Annotated in this window: 15 protein-coding genes and 1 tRNA gene; 7 read left to right on the top strand and 9 right to left on the bottom strand. The window is 37.8% G+C overall.

The window, feature by feature from the left end:
• The first annotated feature begins 23 nt into the window (after window positions 1–23).
• The 6 genes from KMW37_RS09040 to KMW37_RS09015 all read left to right on the top strand — a co-directional run bounded on the left by KMW37_RS09040 (window position 24) and on the right by KMW37_RS09015 (window position 7,235).
• Window positions 24–2,087 carry a GAF domain-containing SpoIIE family protein phosphatase gene (locus KMW37_RS09040; RefSeq protein ID WP_215224303.1) on the top strand — a complete coding sequence of 688 codons (2,064 nt, stop codon included), beginning with the start codon at window positions 24–26 and terminating at the stop codon, window positions 2,085–2,087.
• Between the two features lie 31 nt (window positions 2,088–2,118).
• Window positions 2,119–2,463, top strand: a complete 345-nt coding sequence (locus KMW37_RS09035) for an STAS domain-containing protein (RefSeq protein ID WP_215224302.1) — start codon at window positions 2,119–2,121, stop codon at window positions 2,461–2,463.
• Window positions 2,453–2,869, top strand: a complete 417-nt coding sequence (locus KMW37_RS09030) for an ATP-binding protein (protein ID WP_215224301.1) — start codon at window positions 2,453–2,455, stop codon at window positions 2,867–2,869. Before KMW37_RS09035 ends, KMW37_RS09030 begins: the two co-directional genes overlap by 11 nt.
• Before the next feature lie 92 nt (window positions 2,870–2,961).
• A complete protein-coding gene (locus tag KMW37_RS09025; protein ID WP_215224300.1) occupies window positions 2,962–4,980 on the top strand; it encodes a peptidylprolyl isomerase in 2,019 nt (672 codons plus the stop codon).
• Complete coding sequence (locus KMW37_RS09020; RefSeq protein WP_246581418.1) at window positions 4,937–5,845, top strand: peptidylprolyl isomerase; 909 nt, start codon at window positions 4,937–4,939, stop codon at window positions 5,843–5,845. The genes KMW37_RS09025 and KMW37_RS09020 overlap by 44 nt, the downstream gene beginning before the upstream one ends.
• Window positions 5,838–7,235 (top strand): peptidylprolyl isomerase, encoded by a 1,398-nt coding sequence (locus tag KMW37_RS09015; RefSeq protein ID WP_215224298.1) that lies wholly within the window; start codon window positions 5,838–5,840, stop codon window positions 7,233–7,235. Before KMW37_RS09020 ends, KMW37_RS09015 begins: the two co-directional genes overlap by 8 nt.
• A gap of 77 nt (window positions 7,236–7,312) precedes the next feature.
• Here the strand turns inward: KMW37_RS09015 and KMW37_RS09010 are convergent, their stop codons facing one another.
• The 4 genes from KMW37_RS09010 to KMW37_RS08995 form a co-directional block, all read right to left on the bottom strand.
• A complete protein-coding gene (locus tag KMW37_RS09010; RefSeq protein WP_215224297.1) occupies window positions 7,313–8,341 on the bottom strand; it encodes a phenylalanine--tRNA ligase subunit alpha in 1,029 nt (342 codons plus the stop codon).
• A 98-nt stretch (window positions 8,342–8,439) separates the two neighbouring features.
• Window positions 8,440–12,753, bottom strand: a complete 4,314-nt coding sequence (locus KMW37_RS09005; RefSeq protein WP_215224296.1) for a hypothetical protein — start codon at window positions 12,751–12,753, stop codon at window positions 8,440–8,442.
• A gap of 164 nt (window positions 12,754–12,917) precedes the next feature.
• Window positions 12,918–13,044, bottom strand: a tRNA-Asp gene (locus tag KMW37_RS09000).
• Between the two features lie 1,269 nt (window positions 13,045–14,313).
• The gene (locus KMW37_RS08995) at window positions 14,314–15,354 is read right to left on the bottom strand and encodes an RluA family pseudouridine synthase (RefSeq protein WP_215224295.1); all 1,041 of its coding nucleotides are present in this window, start codon (window positions 15,352–15,354) and stop codon (window positions 14,314–14,316) included.
• A 67-nt stretch (window positions 15,355–15,421) separates the two neighbouring features.
• Here KMW37_RS08995 and KMW37_RS08990 point away from each other — a divergent pair, with 67 nt between their 5' ends.
• Window positions 15,422–16,330 (top strand): 1-aminocyclopropane-1-carboxylate deaminase/D-cysteine desulfhydrase, encoded by a 909-nt coding sequence (locus KMW37_RS08990; protein ID WP_215224294.1) that lies wholly within the window; start codon window positions 15,422–15,424, stop codon window positions 16,328–16,330.
• Here the strand turns inward: KMW37_RS08990 and KMW37_RS08985 are convergent.
• From KMW37_RS08985 to trxA, 5 genes are all read right to left on the bottom strand, one after another.
• The gene (locus tag KMW37_RS08985; protein ID WP_215224293.1) at window positions 16,327–16,845 is read right to left on the bottom strand and encodes a hypothetical protein; all 519 of its coding nucleotides are present in this window, start codon (window positions 16,843–16,845) and stop codon (window positions 16,327–16,329) included. The two genes, KMW37_RS08990 and KMW37_RS08985, sit on opposite strands and share 4 nt — an antisense overlap.
• A gap of 9 nt (window positions 16,846–16,854) precedes the next feature.
• Window positions 16,855–17,457, bottom strand: a complete 603-nt coding sequence (locus KMW37_RS08980; protein WP_215224292.1) for a DUF2179 domain-containing protein — start codon at window positions 17,455–17,457, stop codon at window positions 16,855–16,857.
• Between the two features lie 31 nt (window positions 17,458–17,488).
• Window positions 17,489–18,661 carry a CynX/NimT family MFS transporter gene (locus KMW37_RS08975; RefSeq protein ID WP_215224291.1) on the bottom strand — a complete coding sequence of 391 codons (1,173 nt, stop codon included), beginning with the start codon at window positions 18,659–18,661 and terminating at the stop codon, window positions 17,489–17,491.
• Between the two features lie 56 nt (window positions 18,662–18,717).
• Window positions 18,718–19,749: a ferrochelatase gene (gene hemH, locus KMW37_RS08970; protein WP_215224290.1), complete on the bottom strand. Its 1,032-nt coding sequence runs from the start codon at window positions 19,747–19,749 to the stop codon at window positions 18,718–18,720.
• A 310-nt stretch (window positions 19,750–20,059) separates the two neighbouring features.
• Window positions 20,060–20,365 (bottom strand): thioredoxin, encoded by a 306-nt coding sequence (gene trxA, locus KMW37_RS08965; protein WP_215224289.1) that lies wholly within the window; start codon window positions 20,363–20,365, stop codon window positions 20,060–20,062.
• Window positions 20,366–20,421: the final 56 nt, after the last annotated feature.

Below are 20,421 nucleotides of genomic sequence, written 5' to 3'. Positions count from 1 at the left end.
TAATTGTAATGTTTTTTTAATCAATGTTTAAACTCCCCAATATAAATATCGGAAAGATCACCCTGCTAGTGACGATACTCACTTGGCTAGGGATGCTTTTTGTGGACCTTTTGAGACTTTTTGGGACCATTAACCAAATGAACTTGGGCATAGCTCCTGAAATCACTTGGTCCTTGGAAATCATGTTTTTCATCCTGATCTACATTTTCATCAGCCGGTCTCTTGCCCAAAATGAAAATAATAATTTCATTCAATTGATATGGAGAGGTGCATCTACTGGTTTGATGGCTTTGGGTACAGGTTTATTGATTCAATTTTTCTACTATCTCCTCAATAATACAAGACTGTCAAAAGATCCATTATTGGCCAATTTCTTTTACCATGTCAATTTTGGGATGACCACAATATTTCTGATTTCATGCACCTTGTTATGGAAACACCTCATTTTATACCAGAAAAACAAAAATGTGGTTCAACAGTGGCAAATATATGAAGTCATGCTCACAGTCAGCATGTTTTTCATTTATTTTAACCAAAACAGTTTTGACTTCACATTCCTTTTTGGCCTGCTGTTCCTTTTGATATTTAGCATTATCATTTCAGTAAACCTAAAATGGATCCCTTACCTTACTTTCAAGGACAAGTGGAAGTCAATATTATTCTTTGCCATTATCATCATAAGTAGTCTAGGGCTATTTATCCAAATGCTCTCCTATAGTGAAAAAGGGTTTGTCCTTGTCAATCTTACAGATAATCTTTTTCTATTAGGTCTGTTTGGATTTGTATTTATATATGCCCTGTTCAGCTTTCTGGTCACCCTGTTCAATCTGCCTACCTCATCAGTTTTCGAACAAAAACTGACTGAGGCCATCAACTTTCAGAAGCTAAGCCAATCCATACAGCCAGGACAAAGTGAAAGCCAGGTGCTGGACATCCTGATGGACAGCTGTATGAGCGCAGCCTATGTGGACGCAGCTTGGCTGGAAGTAAAAGATGAAAACAATCATTTCCAGACGCTCCACCAAAGGTTTATTACCAATAAAGACCGGAAAGACATCAAAGAAATGCTCGAGCAAAACAAGCCTTTTTCTGATTATCTGAAGGGCACTGAACAGGTTGATTTGGAACATATCAATGGCCCCCTGGATCATGAAATATTCCATTCGGTCCTTATTATTCCCATCAGAGTCAACAAGGAGCTGCTGGGGAATATCTTCCTATTGAAAGAGGTGAAAAATGGCTTCAATAAGGAAATGCTCAATATCATTACCACCTTTGTTGGACAAGCCAGCATATCTGTAGAAAACCACAGATTGCTTAATGAAGCCATTCGAAATGAAAGATATAAGGAGGAACTCAAAATTGCGCAAAGAGTGCAACGCAGCCTTCTTCCTTCTCGATTGCACCACAATGGAAGTTTCAACATTGTTGGTTTTTCAGAAGCGGCTGATGAAGTGGGAGGAGATTATTACGAAACGTATCAATTTAACAACCACCGCTTTGCGCTGATCATTGGAGATGTATCCGGAAAAGGTACTTCTGCGGCCTTTAACATGGCCCAAATGAAAGGGATCTTTCACAGTTTAGCCCAACTGGATCTTAGCCCTATGGAATTTCTGACTCGTGCCAATAACGCTTTAAGTAAATGTCTGGCCAAAAACCATTTCATTACCACCACTTATTACTTGCTGGATACATCAAAGCATGAAATCACCTTTGCCAGGGCTGGCCACTGCCCTACTTTATATTTCAAATCTGAAGAGGGAAAATCGGACTACCTTAAAGCTGAAGGACTTGGTTTAGGAATAGTAAGGAGTGAAAAGTTTGGGAAGTATTTGAAAGAAAAAACCATCAACTATCAACAAGGCGATATACTGGTAATGTATACTGATGGTATTATTGAAGCCAAAAACCAAGCTGGAGAGGAATTCGGCTATGATAGACTAAGAGAAATACTTGATATTTCTCATGAAAAGTCTCCAAATGAGATTAAAGAAAAAATAATCGATGAAGTGTATAGTTTTGTTGGAGCATCCTCCCTAACTGATGACGATTACTCTTTATTGGTCCTTAAATTTGAGAAGTAAACATTAGATAAATCTAAGCGTATAATCACATATGTTAGAAATCAGCAAACAAACCGAAAAAGACCAGATCACCTTGGTATTAGAAGGTCAGGTCGATGCTAGTAACTCGGTTGAACTTGATGAGGCAATTGGTGAATTACTGAAGAAGAACCATAAAAAAATCTTAGTGGATGGAAGTGGGCTAGAGTATATTTCATCAGCTGGACTTGGAGTTTTCATGTCCTATTTGGAGGATTTTGAAGAACAGGAGGTCCAATTTCTAATTTATGGTCTTTCCGAAAAAGTGGACAATGTGTTCCATATTCTTGGATTGGACCAGCTTATTACTATTAAAGCAAACAAAGAAGAGGCATTGCAGACTATCCATGAAGCATGAGCTAACCCTATATTGTGAAAAGAACAAATTAGCCGAGCTTAGGACTTTTCTTAATAAGGAGCTTAGCACTTCCGGTTTAACCGACGTGGTCAAAAACGAATTGATTTTGGCAGTGGAAGAGGTATGTGCCAATCGAATCATCCACTCTCATGGCTGTAACCCATCCAATCATCTCCGCATAAAAGTAAAGATGCTCCATCATCGGATAATTTTTGAAATCATCGACTCTGGAGAGGCTTTTGATATGTTGACATATGAAGAACCTCGACTTAAGGATGTAATCAAGGATAAAAGAAAAGGTGGCCTCGGCATCAAACTAGTCAAGACAATCATGGATGCCATAGAAATAGAGAGTAAAAATTCCCACAACGTTTGCCGCCTGATCAAACAATTGAATTCCAAATAATTGTTAATTCTTTCTACTTATCAAGGAGGAAACCACGCTTTCTTCATTAAAATTTGTAACATTGCACTATTGTTTTTGGCATGCAAACGACGATGAAATATACATATCTGTGCCTTTTCCTATTGGGCACTATAATAGCTTGTACTCCTTCTGGCCAGTTGAGTCAAAATGCTCCAAGCACTGAAGAAAGTCCATACTTACTCAAAGTAGGTAATGAACCCATACAGGCTGAGGAATTTTTATACATGCTTTCTAAAAATCGTGACTTTGAAGCTCCTGAGGATAAATTAAGCCCTGAGGAATTCGAAGAAAACCTCGAGCTATTCATTAATTATAAGTTAAAAGTCAAAGAAGCAGAAGCTTTGGGTCTACATGAATCCGAGGAATTCAAAAGAGAATTCAATGCATTCAAAGAAGATTTGAAAAAACCCTATTTGCTTGAAAACAGCCTTCAGGAGGGGGAGCTTAGGAAAGCCTACGCTCGAATGCAAGAAGTAGTCCACGCAAAACATATCCTTTTAAGGTTCCCTCGCAATGCCAACAAGGAAGATTCAATTGCTGTATTCCGAATGGCTCAAAAGATCAAAGAAAAAGCAGAAGCCGGTCAAGATTTTGAAGAGCTGGCTATAGAGTACTCCCAAGATCCATCCGTAAGTAACAACAAGGGAGATTTAGGCTACTTTACCTCATTACAGATGGTTTATGCCTTCGAAGATGCTGTTTACAACCTTCAAGAAGGTAAAGTTTCAGACCCAGTGTTAACCAGCTTTGGCTACCATATTATCAAGCTGGTGGATAGAAAGCCCAATCCTGGACAAATAAAAGTAGCACATATACTAGTAAGGACTGATGCTCAAGATCCCTTATCTGAAGATCGGTCAAGAAGGAAAATTGCGGATATTTACACCGAGCTCCAAAAAGAAAGCAGCAGCTGGTCGGAAGTTTGCCAAGCCTATTCCGAAGACAAGGACACCAAAAATAGAAATGGAGAATTACCATGGTTTGGCATTGGTTCTTTTATTAAGGATTTTGAGCAGGCAGCATTTTCTTTAAATGAAATTGGAGAAATCTCCAGACCAATCAGCACCCCTTACGGTTATCACATCATAAAGCTTATTGACACCAAGCCTATTCCGCCTTATGAGGAAATGGAAGAAAGCCTAAAGTCAAAAATTCTTAGGGACAGTCGCTCTACCTTGATCAAATCCCAGGTTCAGGCTATCCAAAAGTCAAAGTATAATTATCAGGAAAGGCCAGACAATATCAGTAAAACCAAGAACTTGCTGAGTGATCAAGCCTATGAAATGAATGCTGTCAAAAATTTGCTTGAAAATGAAGGTATTACGGACAGCACCCTCTTTGTTATCCAATCTGAACCTAGGAAAGTCAGTGACCTGATCAGCTTTATTGAAAACAGTGGTGAGGTAGTCAATATTGAGCCTAGAAACTTCTTCCAACCTTGGTTGGACAAATTCATAGAAACATCCTTAACAATAACAGAAGAAAATGACCTTATTGAAAACAATGAGGATTTCAGGCTGCTAATACAGGAATATAGGGATGGCATTTTGCTATTTGATCTGATGAACCAAATGGTATGGCAAAAAGCATTGCTTGATACAGCTGGCCAGGAATCTTACTTTGAAGAGCACCAGGACAACTACAAATGGAAAAAAAGAACTCAGGCAGTAATACTTAAGCTTAACCAAGCTACACTGCTAAGCCCTGCTGAAAAGTTTCTTAAAGATAAAGCTTATAGTGATGAATTAGGTGAAAGTATCAAAGCAAGATTTGCTGATGAATCTCCCATTTCCTTTGAGGTACAGCAAGGAACTTTCGAATATGAAAATCACCCAGTATTGAAGGAAATCAATCCTCTGGACAAGAAACTTCAAAAGGTAAAATATGATGGCAAAACCTATTTAGTAATTGCAGGAAAAACTTATCCGGAAATGCCTAAGGCCTTTAATGAGACCAAGGGAAAAGTCATTCAGGATTTTCAGGAATCGTTGAACAATAATTTAATCAGTTTATTAAGAAATAACTATATCATCCAAATAAATGAGGATGAGAAAAAGAAAATTGCAAATATCGTCGTTTCAAATAATTAGCCGATTTATCATCATCCTTTCCTGTTTGATTTTAAGCAGCTGTGATCTATTTAAGATAAAAAACACGGAAGAGGAAGAAAAAGATAATCCAGTAGTAGCTTCTGTGGACAATAATTTTCTGCGGAAAGCCGATTTGGCCTTTATAACCAAAGAAACTACCACTAGAGAAGACAGTATCAGCTTGGCAACCCGGTATATACAGTCTTGGGTCAAAAAGCAGCTAATGATCAAAGAGGCCGGCCAAAACATTACTTTGAGCCAAGCGGAGTTGGATAAAAAACTATTGGACTACAAATATGCTTTGATTGTTTACGAATATGAAAAACAATATATAGAGGAAAATCTCAATAAAGAGGTTTCTGATGAGGAAATCCAACGATATTATGAAGACAATCAGGACAATTTTATCCTAAAGGAGATCATAGTAAGGACTAACTTCATCAAATTAGAAAAGAACCTTTCCCAAAATTCAAAAGTGGAAAAGCTACTTAAGCAAAACACCGCTGAGAGCAAAGAAGCACTAAGGGAGTTGGCTATAAAATCTGCCAGCAACTATTTCTTGGAGGATTCAACATGGATTAAATTTGAAGATATTATCCTCAATACTCCACTCAACAACCATAACAATAAGGTTCAATTATTGACCAGATCCAGCAAGGTCATCAAGGTAGAAGATGAGGAATTTAATTATTATTTTAATATCCTTGAATATAAACTACAGGACCAAATTCCGCCGGTTGAATTTGTGAAAGATGAAATTTCCAGGATAATTGTCAATAAAAGAAAAGTAAACCTTGCAGAAACATTACAAAACAACGTTTATAAACGAGCACAAGAAAACAATGAGTTTAAGATATATGAGTAAGTTTACAAAAATACTGACTGTAGGACTGATGACAGTGATTTCTTTTCACTTACATGCTCAGAATGCAGACAGTACCAAAGCAAAGCCATCTGGCCAGATCTTGGACAAAATCATCGCTAAAGTCGACAATAACATTATCCTGGAATCTGATCTTCAAAAAGCTTATCTGGAGGCAGTTTCCCAATCTCAACAGGGATTTGATGCACCATCTAGGTGCGATATCTTCGAATCATTACTGATCAACAAATTGATGGTGGCCAAAGCTGCCATTGACTCCATTATAGTAACAGATGCTGAAGTGATCTTAGAAACAGACCAAAGGTTCAATATGGTTATGCAGCAATTTGGAGGTGATGAAGAAACATTAGTAGAAGCCTATGGAAAGACCTCTGAGCAACTTAAGTCGGAAATCCATGATATGATCAAAGAGCAAAAGATCATTGGAAAAATGAGGGCGAATATCGTCCAAGACCTTCAGGTTTCACCTGCTGATGTTAGAAAGTTCTATAATCAGATACCAAATGATTCCCTGCCTTTTTTCTCAGCTGAAGTTTCAGTAGGACAGATTGTAAAAAAACCTGAGCCTGGAAGAATAGAAAAAGACAAGGTTATCCAGCAATTGAAGGATATCAAGAAAAAGATCATGGATGGCGATGTTGATTTTGCCAGCATGGCAAAAAAATATTCAGAAGATCCAGGTTCTAAAGTCCAAGGAGGAGACTTAGGTTTCTTCCGTAGAGGTGAATTGGCCCCAGAATATGAGGCAATGGCTTTGAGCCTTAGACAAGGAGAGATTGGAGAACCTGTGGAATCACAATTTGGCTTCCACTTGATTCAGCTATTGGAAAAAAAGACAGACTCATTTAACACGCGCCATATTCTAATCAAGCCTAGACCTTCGGAAAACGACATCAAATCTGCTGAAAGAGAATTGGATAGTTTAAGAAACCTGATCAAACTGGATTCAATGAGTTTTGCCAAGGCAGCCAAAGAATTCTCCGATGACAGGAGTACATCCGATAATGGAGGTTTTTTCTCTGACCCTACTACTGGGGCTAACAGGCTTACTTTAAGGACCCTTGAGGATCCTATCTTATATTTCACCATTGATACAATGACCGTGGGCACTTTAAGTAAACCATTACGCTATGAAGAGCAAAATCAAAGAACAGGGGAGCCTGAAAAAGCAGTACGAATTCTTTTCTATAAAGAAAAATTCCCAGCACACAGGGCCAACCTAGAAGATGATTATGAAAAACTAAAAGCTGCTACCAAAAAGCAAAAAGAAACTGAAGCCCTTGAAAAATGGTTTAAAATTGCCAAGGAGGAGGTATTTATTGATATAGACCCAACCTATGATCGTTGCAATGCCCTCAAGGAGGATGACTAAGAAACTGGCTATTACAGTAAACAAAAAGGGAAGTTGAATCAACTTCCCTTTTTGTTTACAGATCATCAAACCACTTGCTATAACAGCGGCTTGAACTGTTTCAAGAACCTAATATCATTTTCAGTAAACAGTCTCAAATCTTTGATCTGGTATTTCAACATGGCAATTCTCTCTATCCCCATTCCAAAGGCAAAGCCAGTGTACTCTTCAGAATTAATTCCGCAGTTTTCAAGCACATTAGGATCAACCATTCCTGAGCCTCCAATCTCTACCCATCCAGTACCTTTACATACATTACAGCCCTTTCCTCCACATAATAAGCAAGAAATATCAATCTCTGCACTTGGCTCGGTAAATGGAAAATAAGAAGGCCTAAACCTTACTTTGGTTTCTTTACCAAACATCTCCTTAGCAAAGTGATAAAGTGTTTGTTTCAGATCCGCAAAGCCCACATTTTTATCCACGTATAATCCTTCCACTTGATGGAAAATACAATGCGCTCTAGCTGAGATCGCCTCATTTCTAAATACCCTTCCCGGAGACAAGGTCCTGATAGGCGGCTTCTCATTCTCCATCACTCTTACCTGTACTGAGGAAGTATGGGTTCTCAGGGCAATATCAGGATTCTTTTCAATAAAGAAAGTATCTTGCATTTCCCTTGCCGGGTGGTTCTCAGGGAAATTTAGGGCAGTAAAATTGTGCCAATCATCCTCTATCTCAGGGCCTTCAGAAAGATTAAATCCGATCCTCTCAAATATCTCAATGATACGCTGTTTGGTAGAGGTCAACGGGTGAATTCCACCGACAGGCACATTCGTGGCTGGCAAAGTCAGGTCAATATCAGAAGATTTAGATGAGCTACTGTTTGAATTGACTTTATCAATTAACTCCTTAAACTTATCTTCTGCAGCTACCTTAACGGCATTTACCAATTGGCCATAGGCTTTCTTTTCCTCATTAGGGATATCCTTCATTGCGGCAAAAAGCTCACCTACTACACTTTTCTTACTGATATAACGCATTCTATAAACCTCCAACTCATCTGAGTTTTTGGCATCCGCCTGCGCAATTTCTATTTTTAATGCTTCGATTTTATCCTGATGCATAAATACTTTCTGTTTTAGAAATGCAAATCTAAAATATTATCGATTAATGACCACATAAATATCCGATTGCTTTTACCATTAATGGACTAAGCTCCCAATTATTCCTCCTCATCCTCTTTTTTAGCTGTTCCTAAACCCATACTTCCCTTAAAGCCTGAAAAACTCAGCTTCCACCAGTAATTAAAAATAAATCGGCTAATATCCCTTTCAAAATAAATAGGAGCTTCAACCATACTCTTAAACAACTTGCGAGGATTATTACCCCGTAGTGCAAAGGAGTTAAGGACAAAATTCAACATCCCTATCCTCCCCCTGGCCTTTTTTAAGGTCCGCTCATTGAGCAACATTACCTTCAGGTGATTATACCTGAAGTTCATCGTTCCAAATGCCTCATATTTATTGGCACTGAATGTCCAATGAGAGGGTCTAACTACCCCATTGAGCACCTTCACAAAAGCATTGGGAGCTAAAATTGAATTGATAGTGCTCAACTGAAATTCACCTAGATTTACTGCCACATCCATTAGGTAAGGGTCGTCAAAATACAGCTTTGCACTCATATTGATTGGGCCGACACCATTCATTAAGGCAAATGCATTTAATTCACTCACTGAAATAGGATAGGGATCATCAAGGTTTTTATTCAAATAAAAAGGGCTGATGGTTGCTGTCAGAGAATCAAAAGCAATGCTTCCCGGCACCATCCCTTTCTCCGGAAACTCCTTATAAACTACTTTCCCATTCTGAACCTTAATAGTATCCAGTTCCATCTTAATCCCCGAAGACTGCATAAGCTTTTGAGGCATCGGACGAACAAGCGTAGAATCAAACGGCATTCGTTTATCCCTAAAGACATTGACTTCAGGCGCATTGATCGTCATACTTTGGGCCCTAATATCTTTGGATTCTATAATCCCTTTCACATCGACTCTATCAAAAACCACCTCAGGTAATTTGGCATGAATCACATCGGTTTGGTATTTCACCTTGTTCAAATACTCATAATCTCCATAGCGAGGCTTCAACTCCACATCCTTTAACACCATCTTCTCATTTGAAAGCAATACCAATCCCACTTCCAATACATTGAGGGAATCAGGAAGTTTCATGGAATAATTAGGTAGCTCAATTAAAAAATCCTTGTTAAGCACCATATTCTTATCGAAACCATTGGGACTGCTTAGGTCAAATACCAGATCTCCGAGTACGATATTGATACCAGAATAATTCTGAACCTTTCCTGTTGTATCCTTGTCCCTTATGCTGAGTGCACCACCATTGAGTCTAAAATCCTTCACCTCCAACTCCTTTATCACATCTTGGACCACTTCTTTAGACTTCCTTTTTTTCTGCCCCGAAGTCTCTTTCTTATCCAAATAAAGATGAATATCGGGCTGATCCAATTCCAAAGCTTCAATATCAAACCGACCAGTCTCTTGAAAACTTGTTAAGGAGGAAGTTTTGATTTTCACCTTAGGAATGTAGGCATCCACTATGGGGCTGCCGATATTTCCATTAAGCATCAATGGATTTATCCTAAAATCTTCTAAAGTGATCTCATCACTTTTAGTATTTAGTCCAACACTACTGAAATTTATTCTATGAATGCCATCATTAAGTGTCAAGGAAAAATCATCAATGTCCATGGACATGTTTTCGAAGAAGCTAACTATATCACCTTGCTGCAACTTGGCCGAATCCAAAAACAAGCCATAAAAGGACAAATTCACTCCTGTGTTGATAAGTTCTCTCTCCTCTCCCCCACTACTGTAGAAGGCATTAAAATGGGCATTAGAAGCTTCCACCGTATCGATGCTTATTAAGTCAATCCTTTTAGGTAATTTCCTATTCTTACCTGCTTGACTTTTTACCTCCCCACTGTCCAGTTCAGCCTGTTTGTCAATAAATAAATTAACCTGTGCATCAGCCAACATCACCTTAGACAGGGAGAGTGAATTTTCAAAAAGAAAAGCCTCCATATCTACTCCCCTAAAACTTAGACTTGGAATATTAGCACTAAGAGCCAACTTCATCCCCGAACTACGGTTCGGGCTCAATTTAACATTGAGAGTAACCAATTCATCCTTTGAAGAATTATAGCTTATCCTATCAGCACTCATACTGTATTTCCCATTGGCTACATCAAAAACATAATTGTTCAAACTTATATCCAGCTCCTCCGCAAATAAAGAGCCTGCCATCCTAGGAGAGACATCCTTATCTAAATGAAAGTTCTTGATATGGATGAACACGTCATTTTCTGCAAAAGTCTTGATTCTATCTCTCACATAATTATCATAGGCGATTGAACCATTACTCAAACTTACTGAGTCAACAATGATGTGTGAAAAGTAACTGGTTGCCAAATCATAAATATCATAAATCTTATCTTTCTCACTTTCTTCCTGCCTTGCCAAATAGCGACTCAGTTTAATATTAGGGCTATTTACATCAATGCGTTTTACCTCCAGTTTTTCCTCAAAATACGCTTTCCTTAAATCTATTCCATGTAAGTAAATATCCGGAATCGAGAGGTCCAGTACTGATTTTTTATTTACTCTTCGGAGATTTTCTTCCACATTCTCTGGATGCATCGGTTCAAAACCCAAGCCCTTTACCTGTAAACTTTGAGCCTTGGTATCAATAAATATTTTATCGGCTTTGAACAAGTGAATATCATCAGTCAATTTCATGGCATAGTCATCCAATTCCAACTGTAATGCCTCTGCCATAAAAAATCTTGCCGTACTGTCTCTTTCAGTACTTTCGTCGACAGCAAAATTCTCCATTACAAAACTTACTTTCCGAAATGAAATACTGTCTTTATTTATATCCAGTTTATTATCCACGACCATCTCCCCATCTTGCAATTCCAGCTTTTTAATATAGATGGCCCTTAAATAATCCTTGCTAAGTTCCTGAATAGTATTCATTCGGGCTCGATCTTCTTTCTTTTGGATATTCACAAATTTGACAAAAGGCTGACTGATCAAAAGGTTCTCAATATCCAAAACACTTTCGTTATACACCTTTTTTAAATTGGCCTCTTCCAAACTGAAACGGGGAATATCCACTTCGAATAAGGTAACATCTTTTCCTGCATCTCTGAAAGGCTCAACCTTAGCTCCCTCGACATCCACTCTATCATCAAAAGAAGAAATACTGACCTTATCACCTGTAATCCAATGAATTCCATCAGCCAATACCACCTTTACATTAGATAGTTCCAAGGCAGCATCATCTGCATAAAAAAACTGATCCGGATTGGATTTTTCCTCTGGCCCTATATAGACTTTCTTCATTCGAAAATCTATCCGATCAGCTTCAATTCGGTTTTTATACTCATCCTCTACCCCCCTTTGAAGATACACACCATCCTCAATGGTCAAATCATCAATACTTATAGAGGCCAAAATATCCTGAATCAAAGGATATAAGCTATAATCTTGAAGCACACTTTCAGACTGGGGGGAAAGCTCTGAGTACATCAAGAAGCTCGGGTTTCTGAGCATCAATTTCCCCACATTCACATCTGTGGTATAAAAGACTTGATTGATATCAGCATCGGTCAATTCAAGATTATCCAAAATCATACTGTAATAGACTTCCCTGTCCTTGCTAAGATCAGGGCTCAGGATTACACTTTTAGCCTGGATATAATTATCCAAGGATGAGACATGGATCTGACTGGCCTGGAGATTATGGACACTATCAGCCAATAGCATTTCAAAATTTTCCAAAGTAAAATTAAAACCAGCTGCATTAAAAGGGGTAGGTTTTGCCCTAGGATTAAGCATCAAAATATCCTTAATATGGAAATTGGTATTTTCCGCTTTAATGGACTTTTGGCTCACAAAATTCTCAATGAGCAGATCCGCCTTTTCTACATAAAGGTTCTCAATTATTATTTCCTCTAAGTTGACCTTTTCAACAGAGCGTTTAATTTCTACCAACAACTGCTCTAATCTGGATTGAGCTGAAAAATCATCGCTTATTTCTAAATCTTGCTTTGACTGCACTGAGGGCTCCACAAACTGGATGACACCAATATTCAGCACCTTTTTAGAAAAATCATAACCAATGGATCTGACAGCTATCTCGGGAGCTTGAATTTTATAGATGGGCTTTTGACTCACTGAATCCAATGCCTCTTGGGTGGGGGAAAGTACAAATCCCGAAAAATAAAATCCTCTCTCAAAAATCGAAAGATGAAAGCGGTCAAAATTAACCTCATAAAGTCCCCCAGAAGCTTCCTCCACCTGTCGCTGAACATAATTTCTAAGCAGGAGATCAGATCCAAAATACACACCCACATGGAGTATGCCTAATGCAAAAAGTGTAATGGAAAAAATGCGTATAATCCGCTTATGAGACCGTTTCAGCTTTTTCTTATCTTTTTTCTTTTCTGCCATATACTATCGTATAGATAGCAAATTATAATTAATTCACCTCAAAAAGAAGCACCATAAGATAAAATTACTCACCTGCCAAAAACAAAAAAAGAGAACGCTTCTATGCATAATGGTTACCCATTCTCCTTGCCATAAAAGCATTCTCTTTGAATTAATTTAACACCTGGCTGTAGGAGAAGGACTCGAACCTCCACGGAGAAGTTAGGCAACACAAGAGCTCTATGTGTGCTTTATCCCAGAATCTCCACCCCCGAGACAGGAGGGCTTGTCTGCCAATTTCAACACCCTACAGTTTAAAAAGCCGCGTTTGACTTATTTGATGCTTCAAAGGTAATAAAGTCATTTATATTTTAAAATATAATCAATTTTTTATGTTAATATTTACACATTCAACATTAAAAATCACTTCAAAATATCATTTCATTAATTTTACATCAATTTTAAACTAAAATTTTATCAATTTATTAACGAAGCAGTTTTTATAGTCACAAAACCAAAATACACCAAATCAAAAACCCACTATAAACTGACAGAAACACTTTTATTTGGAAGCAGCTAAACATTAATTTGAATAGTAGCATGGAAGCAAACTAAAAAAAGAATTACAAGTAAAGCTGACCAAGAACAAGAAGCGCCTCATCTTTAAAGTAATGGCATAAAAAAAACTATGAAATAATATCCCATAGCTTTAGTCAATTAACAATAAACCCAAAATAACCTGCTGTAGGAGAAGGACTCGAACCTCCACGGAGTAGTTAGGCAAAATACAAGCTCGATATTTGCTTTATCCCAGATTCCCCACCCCCGAGACAGGAGGGCTTGTCTGCCAATTTCAACATCCTACAGTATAAATGAAAAGACCTTTTATCTCTTCCTTATGATACAAAGGTAATAGATAGGGTTAATATACACAAATTATTCAACAAAAATTATAAAATATTACATTATCAACAATAAAAACACATAATAAATGAATATTCAACAATAAAATCATTCCAAAAAAAGCACTGATTATGAACAAATCAAAACAATCGCTCTTCTTTTAAAACAACAAACTTACTTACCTGATTTTTCGATTAGCTACAGAATCCTATCAAATGTCTCAAACATGTTTCTAAAAACTTAAAAAAGAGACATAAAAAAAAGCTATGAAACATAATCTCATAGCTTTAGTCAATTAACAATAAACCCAAAATAACCTGTTGTAAGAAAAGGATTCGAACCTTTTAAGTATTTCTAACTACCTCCAATTGCGATATTATTCGCCTTACAATTCAATTAAGAAGCTCTTCTTCCTCTTTAATTATATCACAAAGATACGTCAAGATTCCTTAATGTTAAAAATTTTCAATAAGTTTTAACGTATTTTTACATTTTTTTTAAAAAACAATACTATACATTATAAATCAATCGATTACACACCTAGAATTAGACTACTTTTTTGAAAACTCAATAATGAAATTACAGTTTCCAAAATCAAATATTTCAATAAAAGCATAATTTATCTAACGTATGCTCAATAATAAAGTTTAAGAGTTATGTATTTCTCAACCAATAACTCTAAATATCAAATTTTACATAATTCTCCCATTTATCCACTACTACTTGCATATCATTAGGTAAATCCGTAGAAAACTGCATAAACTCCCTGCTAATAGGATGGACAAACCCCAAAGATTTTGCATGCAATGCTTGTCTTGGAAGCTCTTTAAAGCAATTTTGGATAAAAGCCTTGTACTTAGAGAACTGTGTCCCCTTCCTGATCTTGTCCCCTCCATACATTTGATCATTAAATAAAGGATGTCCAAGATACTTCATATGTGCACGTATTTGGTGAGTACGGCCAGTTTCCAAATTACACTGTAGCAAAGAAACGTACCTTAATCGCTTTAAAACTTTCCAATGGGTAATTGCATGCTTACCGGATTCTCCATCAGGATAAGTACTCATCACCTTACGATCTTTTACACTTCTACCTACATGAGCATTTACAGTCCCCTCATCAGTCTCAGGCTCGCCCCAAACCAAGGCTATATAGGTACGCTCAATACTATGGTTAAAAAATTGCTTAGCAAGGTCTGTCATGACCTTTTCGGATTTTGCAATCACTAATAAACCACTGGTATCTTTATCAATTCTATGAACCAAACCAGGCCTACCAGTATTACCGGGCAATTCAGGCAATTGGTTAAAATAGTACACCAAGCCATTCACCAAAGTCCCTGTCCAATTGCCATGCGCAGGATGGACTACCATTCCCGCTGGTTTATTCACCACCAATAAGTGATCATCTTCATAAATGATGTCAAGATCTATCTTTTCAGGTATTACCTCCGTTTCCTTTGGTTCTGCAGCTAGGCTCAAAGTAATCACATCTCCAGGCTTAATCTTATAATTAGACTTACACGCTTTGTCATTTACCTTGACAGAGCCGCTGTCAATAGATTGCTGTACTTTATTTCTGGTAGCATTGGCTACCTTGTCGGTTAAAAACTTATCTATACGAATGGCCGCTTGCCCCTTATCTACCTCTATCCTTAAATGCTCGTATAGACCATCTTCCTCATTTTCAAAAATTTCGTCTTCCAATTCTTCTCTCATCCTGCAAAAATACAGGACTAATCATAAAGTTTTTGATAATTTTGAATGAAATAAAAAATATTATCTCTTGATAACTCCTAATCCATACCCAAATCAAAAGATCATTACTCCAGAAAGCCTTTCTCAAAATCTGGAAATCTATATAAAAAGACTTGACATGATCCACCCACTGGTGAGTGGAAACAAATTTTTTAAACTCAAATACAACTTAGAGGAAGCCTTAAATTCCGGAAATGACACCATACTTACATTTGGAGGAGCATATTCCAATCATATCCAAGCAAGTGCAGCGGCAGCAAAAGCCGCCCACTTAAAAGCCATTGGGATCATCAGGGGAGATAAGCAAAACTCCCTCAACCCCACATTACAGGCTGCTGTAGAAAACGGCATGCACTTATCCTATATGGACAGGGAAACCTACCGCAAAAAGAATCAAACCGAGGTCATCCACTCCCTTCACCAACAGTTTGGGAAGTTCTATCTCATTCCCGAGGGAGGTACCAATGCACTAGCCATAAAAGGCTGCAAAGAAATCATTGAACAGGAAGATCTCAAAATGGACTATATCTGTTCCAGTATTGGTACTGGAGGAACAATTGCAGGATTGCTTGCATCGGCTGCGGAAAAACAAAAAGTCCTGGGCTTCTCATCTTTAAAAGGCAGTTTTATAATCAATGAGATAAACGAGCTGCTAGAAACTCAGCAGATTCATCCAAAATGCTCATGGGAAATCTTCACAGACTATCACTTTGGTGGATATGCCAAACATAAACCAGCATTAATTGAATTCATCAAAAACTTCAAAAATGAGCACAATATCCCACTGGATCCAGTGTACACAGGAAAGCTGTTTTATGGCGTGTTTGACTTAATTAAAAAAGGCTATTTCCCTTCTGGGAGCAAAGTTTTAATTATCCACTCTGGAGGATTACAGGGAATCAAAGGATTCAACCAACGGCACAAAGAATCACTTTAGGCAACATCAAGCTTTGAAAGGATCTTTTTAGCCCTGTTCCTTATACCTGCAGAACCATAAGGCAACATATCTTCCAAAACAATCCTTAATTCCTCTTTGATTTCAGGATATTTTACCGAAAGATTAAACACTACCTGCATCGAAAATACCCGAATTGCTATGGGCTGCTTATTGTCGACCAAAAAAGCAAAAGCCAAATCAAGTATCTCCCCCTCAAATTTCATGGGAACATCTTGATTTTGAAGCATCCTAAAAATATTCCGCTTCACTGCATCATGTACATCAGATCTCTTAAGCAAATCAATAACCTCTGTATAATATGGCAACAAAAGAACCGGGTTTCGCTCTACAATCAACGCTATTGGATGGGCAGCTCTTTGACTTATCCTATAGGAACTCTTCACAAAAACATCAAACAAGTGGGCAAACCGGTCTTTATCATCTCCGACATACTTGACCACCTCCATAGAACGGGTTTTAGAATACCCTTCTTGCAAGTGTAAAAGAACATCCATGCTTATACACTATTTTCTTTCCCTATTAAAAATCCTTGCTGTAAACCTTGGGCGATCCTCCATCATATTAAAGTCATCTTCACTAATTTTCTTAACACTTTCAATGGTATAAAATGCCTTGTCATTACATTGTTTCACCTTATCTACAAACTCTTTCAAGGCATCTCTCTTCATCACCGTAAAAAGGAGATTCACCTTACCGTATCTTCCCTCGGCACCTACACTGGTGAAACGATAGTCTTTTTCCTTCATAAACTCAATAAGCTCCGGCATAGGCTCCTTAGTAATTACCCTTACCAAAACCCTACCCAAGGCTAACTTCTCCTCAACTACCATACCCATATAGGTTCCTGCAGCAAATCCTCCAGAATAAGCTATATAAGATAGGGGATTGTCAATATTTTGGAATATCTGCCCTATGGCTAACAACCAAATTAAGGCTTCAAAAAAGCCTAAAATAGGAGCAATGTTCTTCTTACCATTCAGCACAAACATTATTCGAAGCGTATTAATAGTGACATCCCCTACTCTAGCCAAGAATATCAAAATCGGCATGATGACATAAGTAAACAATTTGTCATCGAAGCCTAAAGCACCAAAGAACTCCTGCATGATTCAGAATTTAAATTATGGTATCTACAAATTATACTTTTACATCCCTACCTACCCTACTTCCCAAATAAGTAAGGATAGCTGCACATACTAATAATATTACGATAAGCATGTTCCAATCTTGAAACAAATCCAACAAAAGCCCCACTGCAAGCGGTCCCAAAGCTGCTAAAAAGTATCCAACAGACTGAGCCATTCCCGAAAGCTTACTGGTTGTTTCACCATCAGTTCTTAAACTAATCAAAGTATAAATCAAACTAATGCTGGCCCCTAAACATAAACCAATTATCGTCAAAGCAATATAAAGAATATACAAACTAGCAGTAAAGAAAAGACCATACCCAAAAAGGAATGTAACCCCTGTAAGAACAGAAATAGCTACCTGAGATCTATATTTTACGGCAATCAGAGGAGCCAAAAATGAGCCAATCAATCCAACAATCTGCATTAAGCTCAATGCAAACCCAGCCTTCTCTGCAGAAAAGCCTTTGCTGATAAGCAGGTCTGGAAGCCACGCAACTAATGTAAAAAACATCAAAGACTGCACCCCCATATAAATACTCACCTCCCATGCCAATCTAGATGTCCAAACATTATTACCAAAGGAAGTGGTTTCGGCAGTCCCCTTTACCTTATGCCTTCTGACTTGAGGTATCCAAACCAAAATGGCCAATAATATCAAAGCCAGCCATACCAATAACGCTCCTCTCCAGCCTAAGCCCATACTAACAGCAAAGGGAACACTGAGTCCAGATCCTATCGCCGCAAAAAGCGACATTCCTGTAGTATAAACACTCGTCATTAATCCCATTTTATTTGGCAACTTAAGCTTGATCAGTGGAATTAATAAAACATTGCATAATATTATCCCAATACCTGTAAGGGCAGTGCCAAAGTACAAAATAAATATCCCTCCCTGAACCCTTATAAAGATGCCAAAAGCCAAGATCACAAGCGCCAATAAAATTGCTCTGACATTACCGAAATAACCACCGATTTTACTTGCAAGCAATGAAAAAACACTAAATATCAATAAGGGAAGAGTAGTCAAAAAACCAGCCCAACCATTGGACAAACCTAAGTCTTCCCTAATAAAAGGAATAAGCGGTCCAACAGAGGTCAATGAAGGCCTTAAACAAAATGACACCAATATAATCCCCAATATCAATAGCCATTGGACCATTTTGTCCTCTCGATTTATCATAAATACATTATATGGATTCCTTTATTATTTTTGTCCGCATCCCCAAAAAAATTAGATCAGGTATTTTGAAGTACTATATCCTTGATACAATCCACCCAAGTATCATTTGAATTCAAGCTTGGCACCAAATCCCATTGCTCTCCTCCTGCTTCTTCAAAAACTTCTTTATACTCCTCGCCTACCTCAACTGTTGTTTCTAAACAATCAGCGACAAAAGCCGGAGAAAATGCCAACACTTTCTTTGCCCCTGCCTTAGACAATTCGTTGATTTTATCCTCTGTATAAGGTTGTACCCATGGATCTTTCCCTAATCGAGACTGAAAAGCTGTATGTACTTTATCTTCAGGAAGGCCTAATTTCTCCGTCAACAAACGAGTGGTATAAAAACATTGTGCCCTATAGCAATACTGATTGGAGGGAGTTTGATTCGAACAGCACTTATCATTCAACTGACAAAAACCATTGCAAGAAGCTTTTTTGATTTGTCTTTCAGGAAGCCCGTGGTAGGAAAACAAGTAAGCATCATATTCCTTCCCCTTCATGGTCTCATCAGCAATTTCCTTCCAAGCCTCCAAAAACAAGGGATGGTCCATAAATCTAGCTATATAATTTATGGAAGGTACTACCTGCCAACCTTGTACAATCTCCATTACTTTGTGAATCACAGAGCCGTTCGTTGCGGAAGCATATTGCGGAAACAAAGGCAAAACAATGATCTTTTGAACCTTTGCATCCTGCATTGACTTCAGACCTTCCTCAATACTAGGGCTTTGATACCTCATGGCCATCTCCACATGGTACTTCTTGGAATCCAATTGTTGGCTAAGTTTGGTCTTTAAATCTTCCGTATGAAACAATAAAGGTGAGCCTCTTTCTGTCCATAACTTTTCATACTCAGCTGCTGACTTGGGCGCTCTAAAGGGAGCAATAATTCCATTTACCAAAAACCATCTAGAAAGAAAGGGAATATCTATCACTCTTTCATCCATTAAAAATTCCCTAAGGTACTTTCGTACATGGGGTACTGCAGTACTGTCAGGAGTTCCCAAATTCACTATCAGCACGCCGGTTTTTGCCTTATTAATCATAAATCTTATTGCTTTTTTAGAGAAACCAAAATTACAACCTATTGTTATAAATTACCAAGTGATTAAATCAACCATAGATTGATAAAACCTATTGAACAATAAAGGTACGCCCAAATCAAGACATTTGGATGTTACTTCTCGATCAATTGAAAATAGGAAATAATTGTCAAAAAAATTCAATCCGCAAAACGCAGTCACTCTGAAGTGACCGGCAGAAATGGCATTAAGCACTATATCCTTGATCAATCTTTATCTCATAACAAATCGAACCTAATGGATTACAATCATGCGTAAAATCAAAAACCAAGAATTAGACCACTCCCTTTAGCTGCTTGAGCAAATCCCTTTTGGTCATCACTCCTCCTTTACGCCAAAGGATTTTCCCTTTTTTAAAAAGTATATAATGAGGAATAGATCTCACTGCAAAGTTCAAAGCAAGTTGATTATTCTTGTCAATATTTACTTTTAATATTTTCACCTTACCGGAAAGCTCCTCTACCACCTCTTCCAAAACGGGGTTCATGGTTTGACAGGGGCCACACCAATCTGCATAAAAATCTACCAGTACGGCCTCATTTGATTGCCTGATGATATCCATCGTTTTCTTTTTAGCCATAGTAATATAATTAAGCTTGCAATGAACGCAGTTTAGTCAACAAATTATAAGATGTC

Source organism: Echinicola shivajiensis (assembly GCF_018642165.1).
Classification (GTDB): domain Bacteria; phylum Bacteroidota; class Bacteroidia; order Cytophagales; family Cyclobacteriaceae; genus Echinicola; species Echinicola shivajiensis.
Note: the sequence above shows the minus strand (reverse complement) of the source record. Positions and strands in the feature narration are given on the sequence as shown.

Excerpts from the sequence above, each read along its gene's own strand:
- KMW37_RS09030 (WP_215224301.1), top strand. The coding sequence starts at position 2,453 with ATGAAGCATGAGCTAACCCTATATTGTGAAAAGAACAAATTAGCCGAG.
- KMW37_RS09035 (WP_215224302.1), top strand. The coding sequence starts at position 2,119 with ATGTTAGAAATCAGCAAACAAACCGAAAAAGACCAGATCACCTTGGTA.
- trxA (WP_215224289.1), bottom strand. The coding sequence starts at position 20,365 with ATGGCTAAAAAGAAAACGATGGATATCATCAGGCAATCAAATGAGGCC.
- KMW37_RS09005 (WP_215224296.1), bottom strand. The coding sequence starts at position 12,753 with ATGGCAGAAAAGAAAAAAGATAAGAAAAAGCTGAAACGGTCTCATAAG.
- KMW37_RS09040 (WP_215224303.1), top strand. The coding sequence starts at position 24 with ATGTTTAAACTCCCCAATATAAATATCGGAAAGATCACCCTGCTAGTG.
- KMW37_RS09015 (WP_215224298.1), top strand. The coding sequence starts at position 5,838 with ATGAGTAAGTTTACAAAAATACTGACTGTAGGACTGATGACAGTGATT.
- KMW37_RS09010 (WP_215224297.1), bottom strand. The coding sequence starts at position 8,341 with ATGCATCAGGATAAAATCGAAGCATTAAAAATAGAAATTGCGCAGGCG.
- KMW37_RS08985 (WP_215224293.1), bottom strand. The coding sequence starts at position 16,845 with ATGGATGTTCTTTTACACTTGCAAGAAGGGTATTCTAAAACCCGTTCT.
- KMW37_RS08975 (WP_215224291.1), bottom strand. The coding sequence starts at position 18,661 with ATGATAAATCGAGAGGACAAAATGGTCCAATGGCTATTGATATTGGGG.
- KMW37_RS09020 (WP_246581418.1), top strand. The coding sequence starts at position 4,937 with ATGAGAAAAAGAAAATTGCAAATATCGTCGTTTCAAATAATTAGCCGA.
- KMW37_RS08980 (WP_215224292.1), bottom strand. The coding sequence starts at position 17,457 with ATGCAGGAGTTCTTTGGTGCTTTAGGCTTCGATGACAAATTGTTTACT.
- hemH (WP_215224290.1), bottom strand. The coding sequence starts at position 19,749 with ATGATTAATAAGGCAAAAACCGGCGTGCTGATAGTGAATTTGGGAACT.
- KMW37_RS09025 (WP_215224300.1), top strand. The coding sequence starts at position 2,962 with ATGAAATATACATATCTGTGCCTTTTCCTATTGGGCACTATAATAGCT.
- KMW37_RS08995 (WP_215224295.1), bottom strand. The coding sequence starts at position 15,354 with ATGAGAGAAGAATTGGAAGACGAAATTTTTGAAAATGAGGAAGATGGT.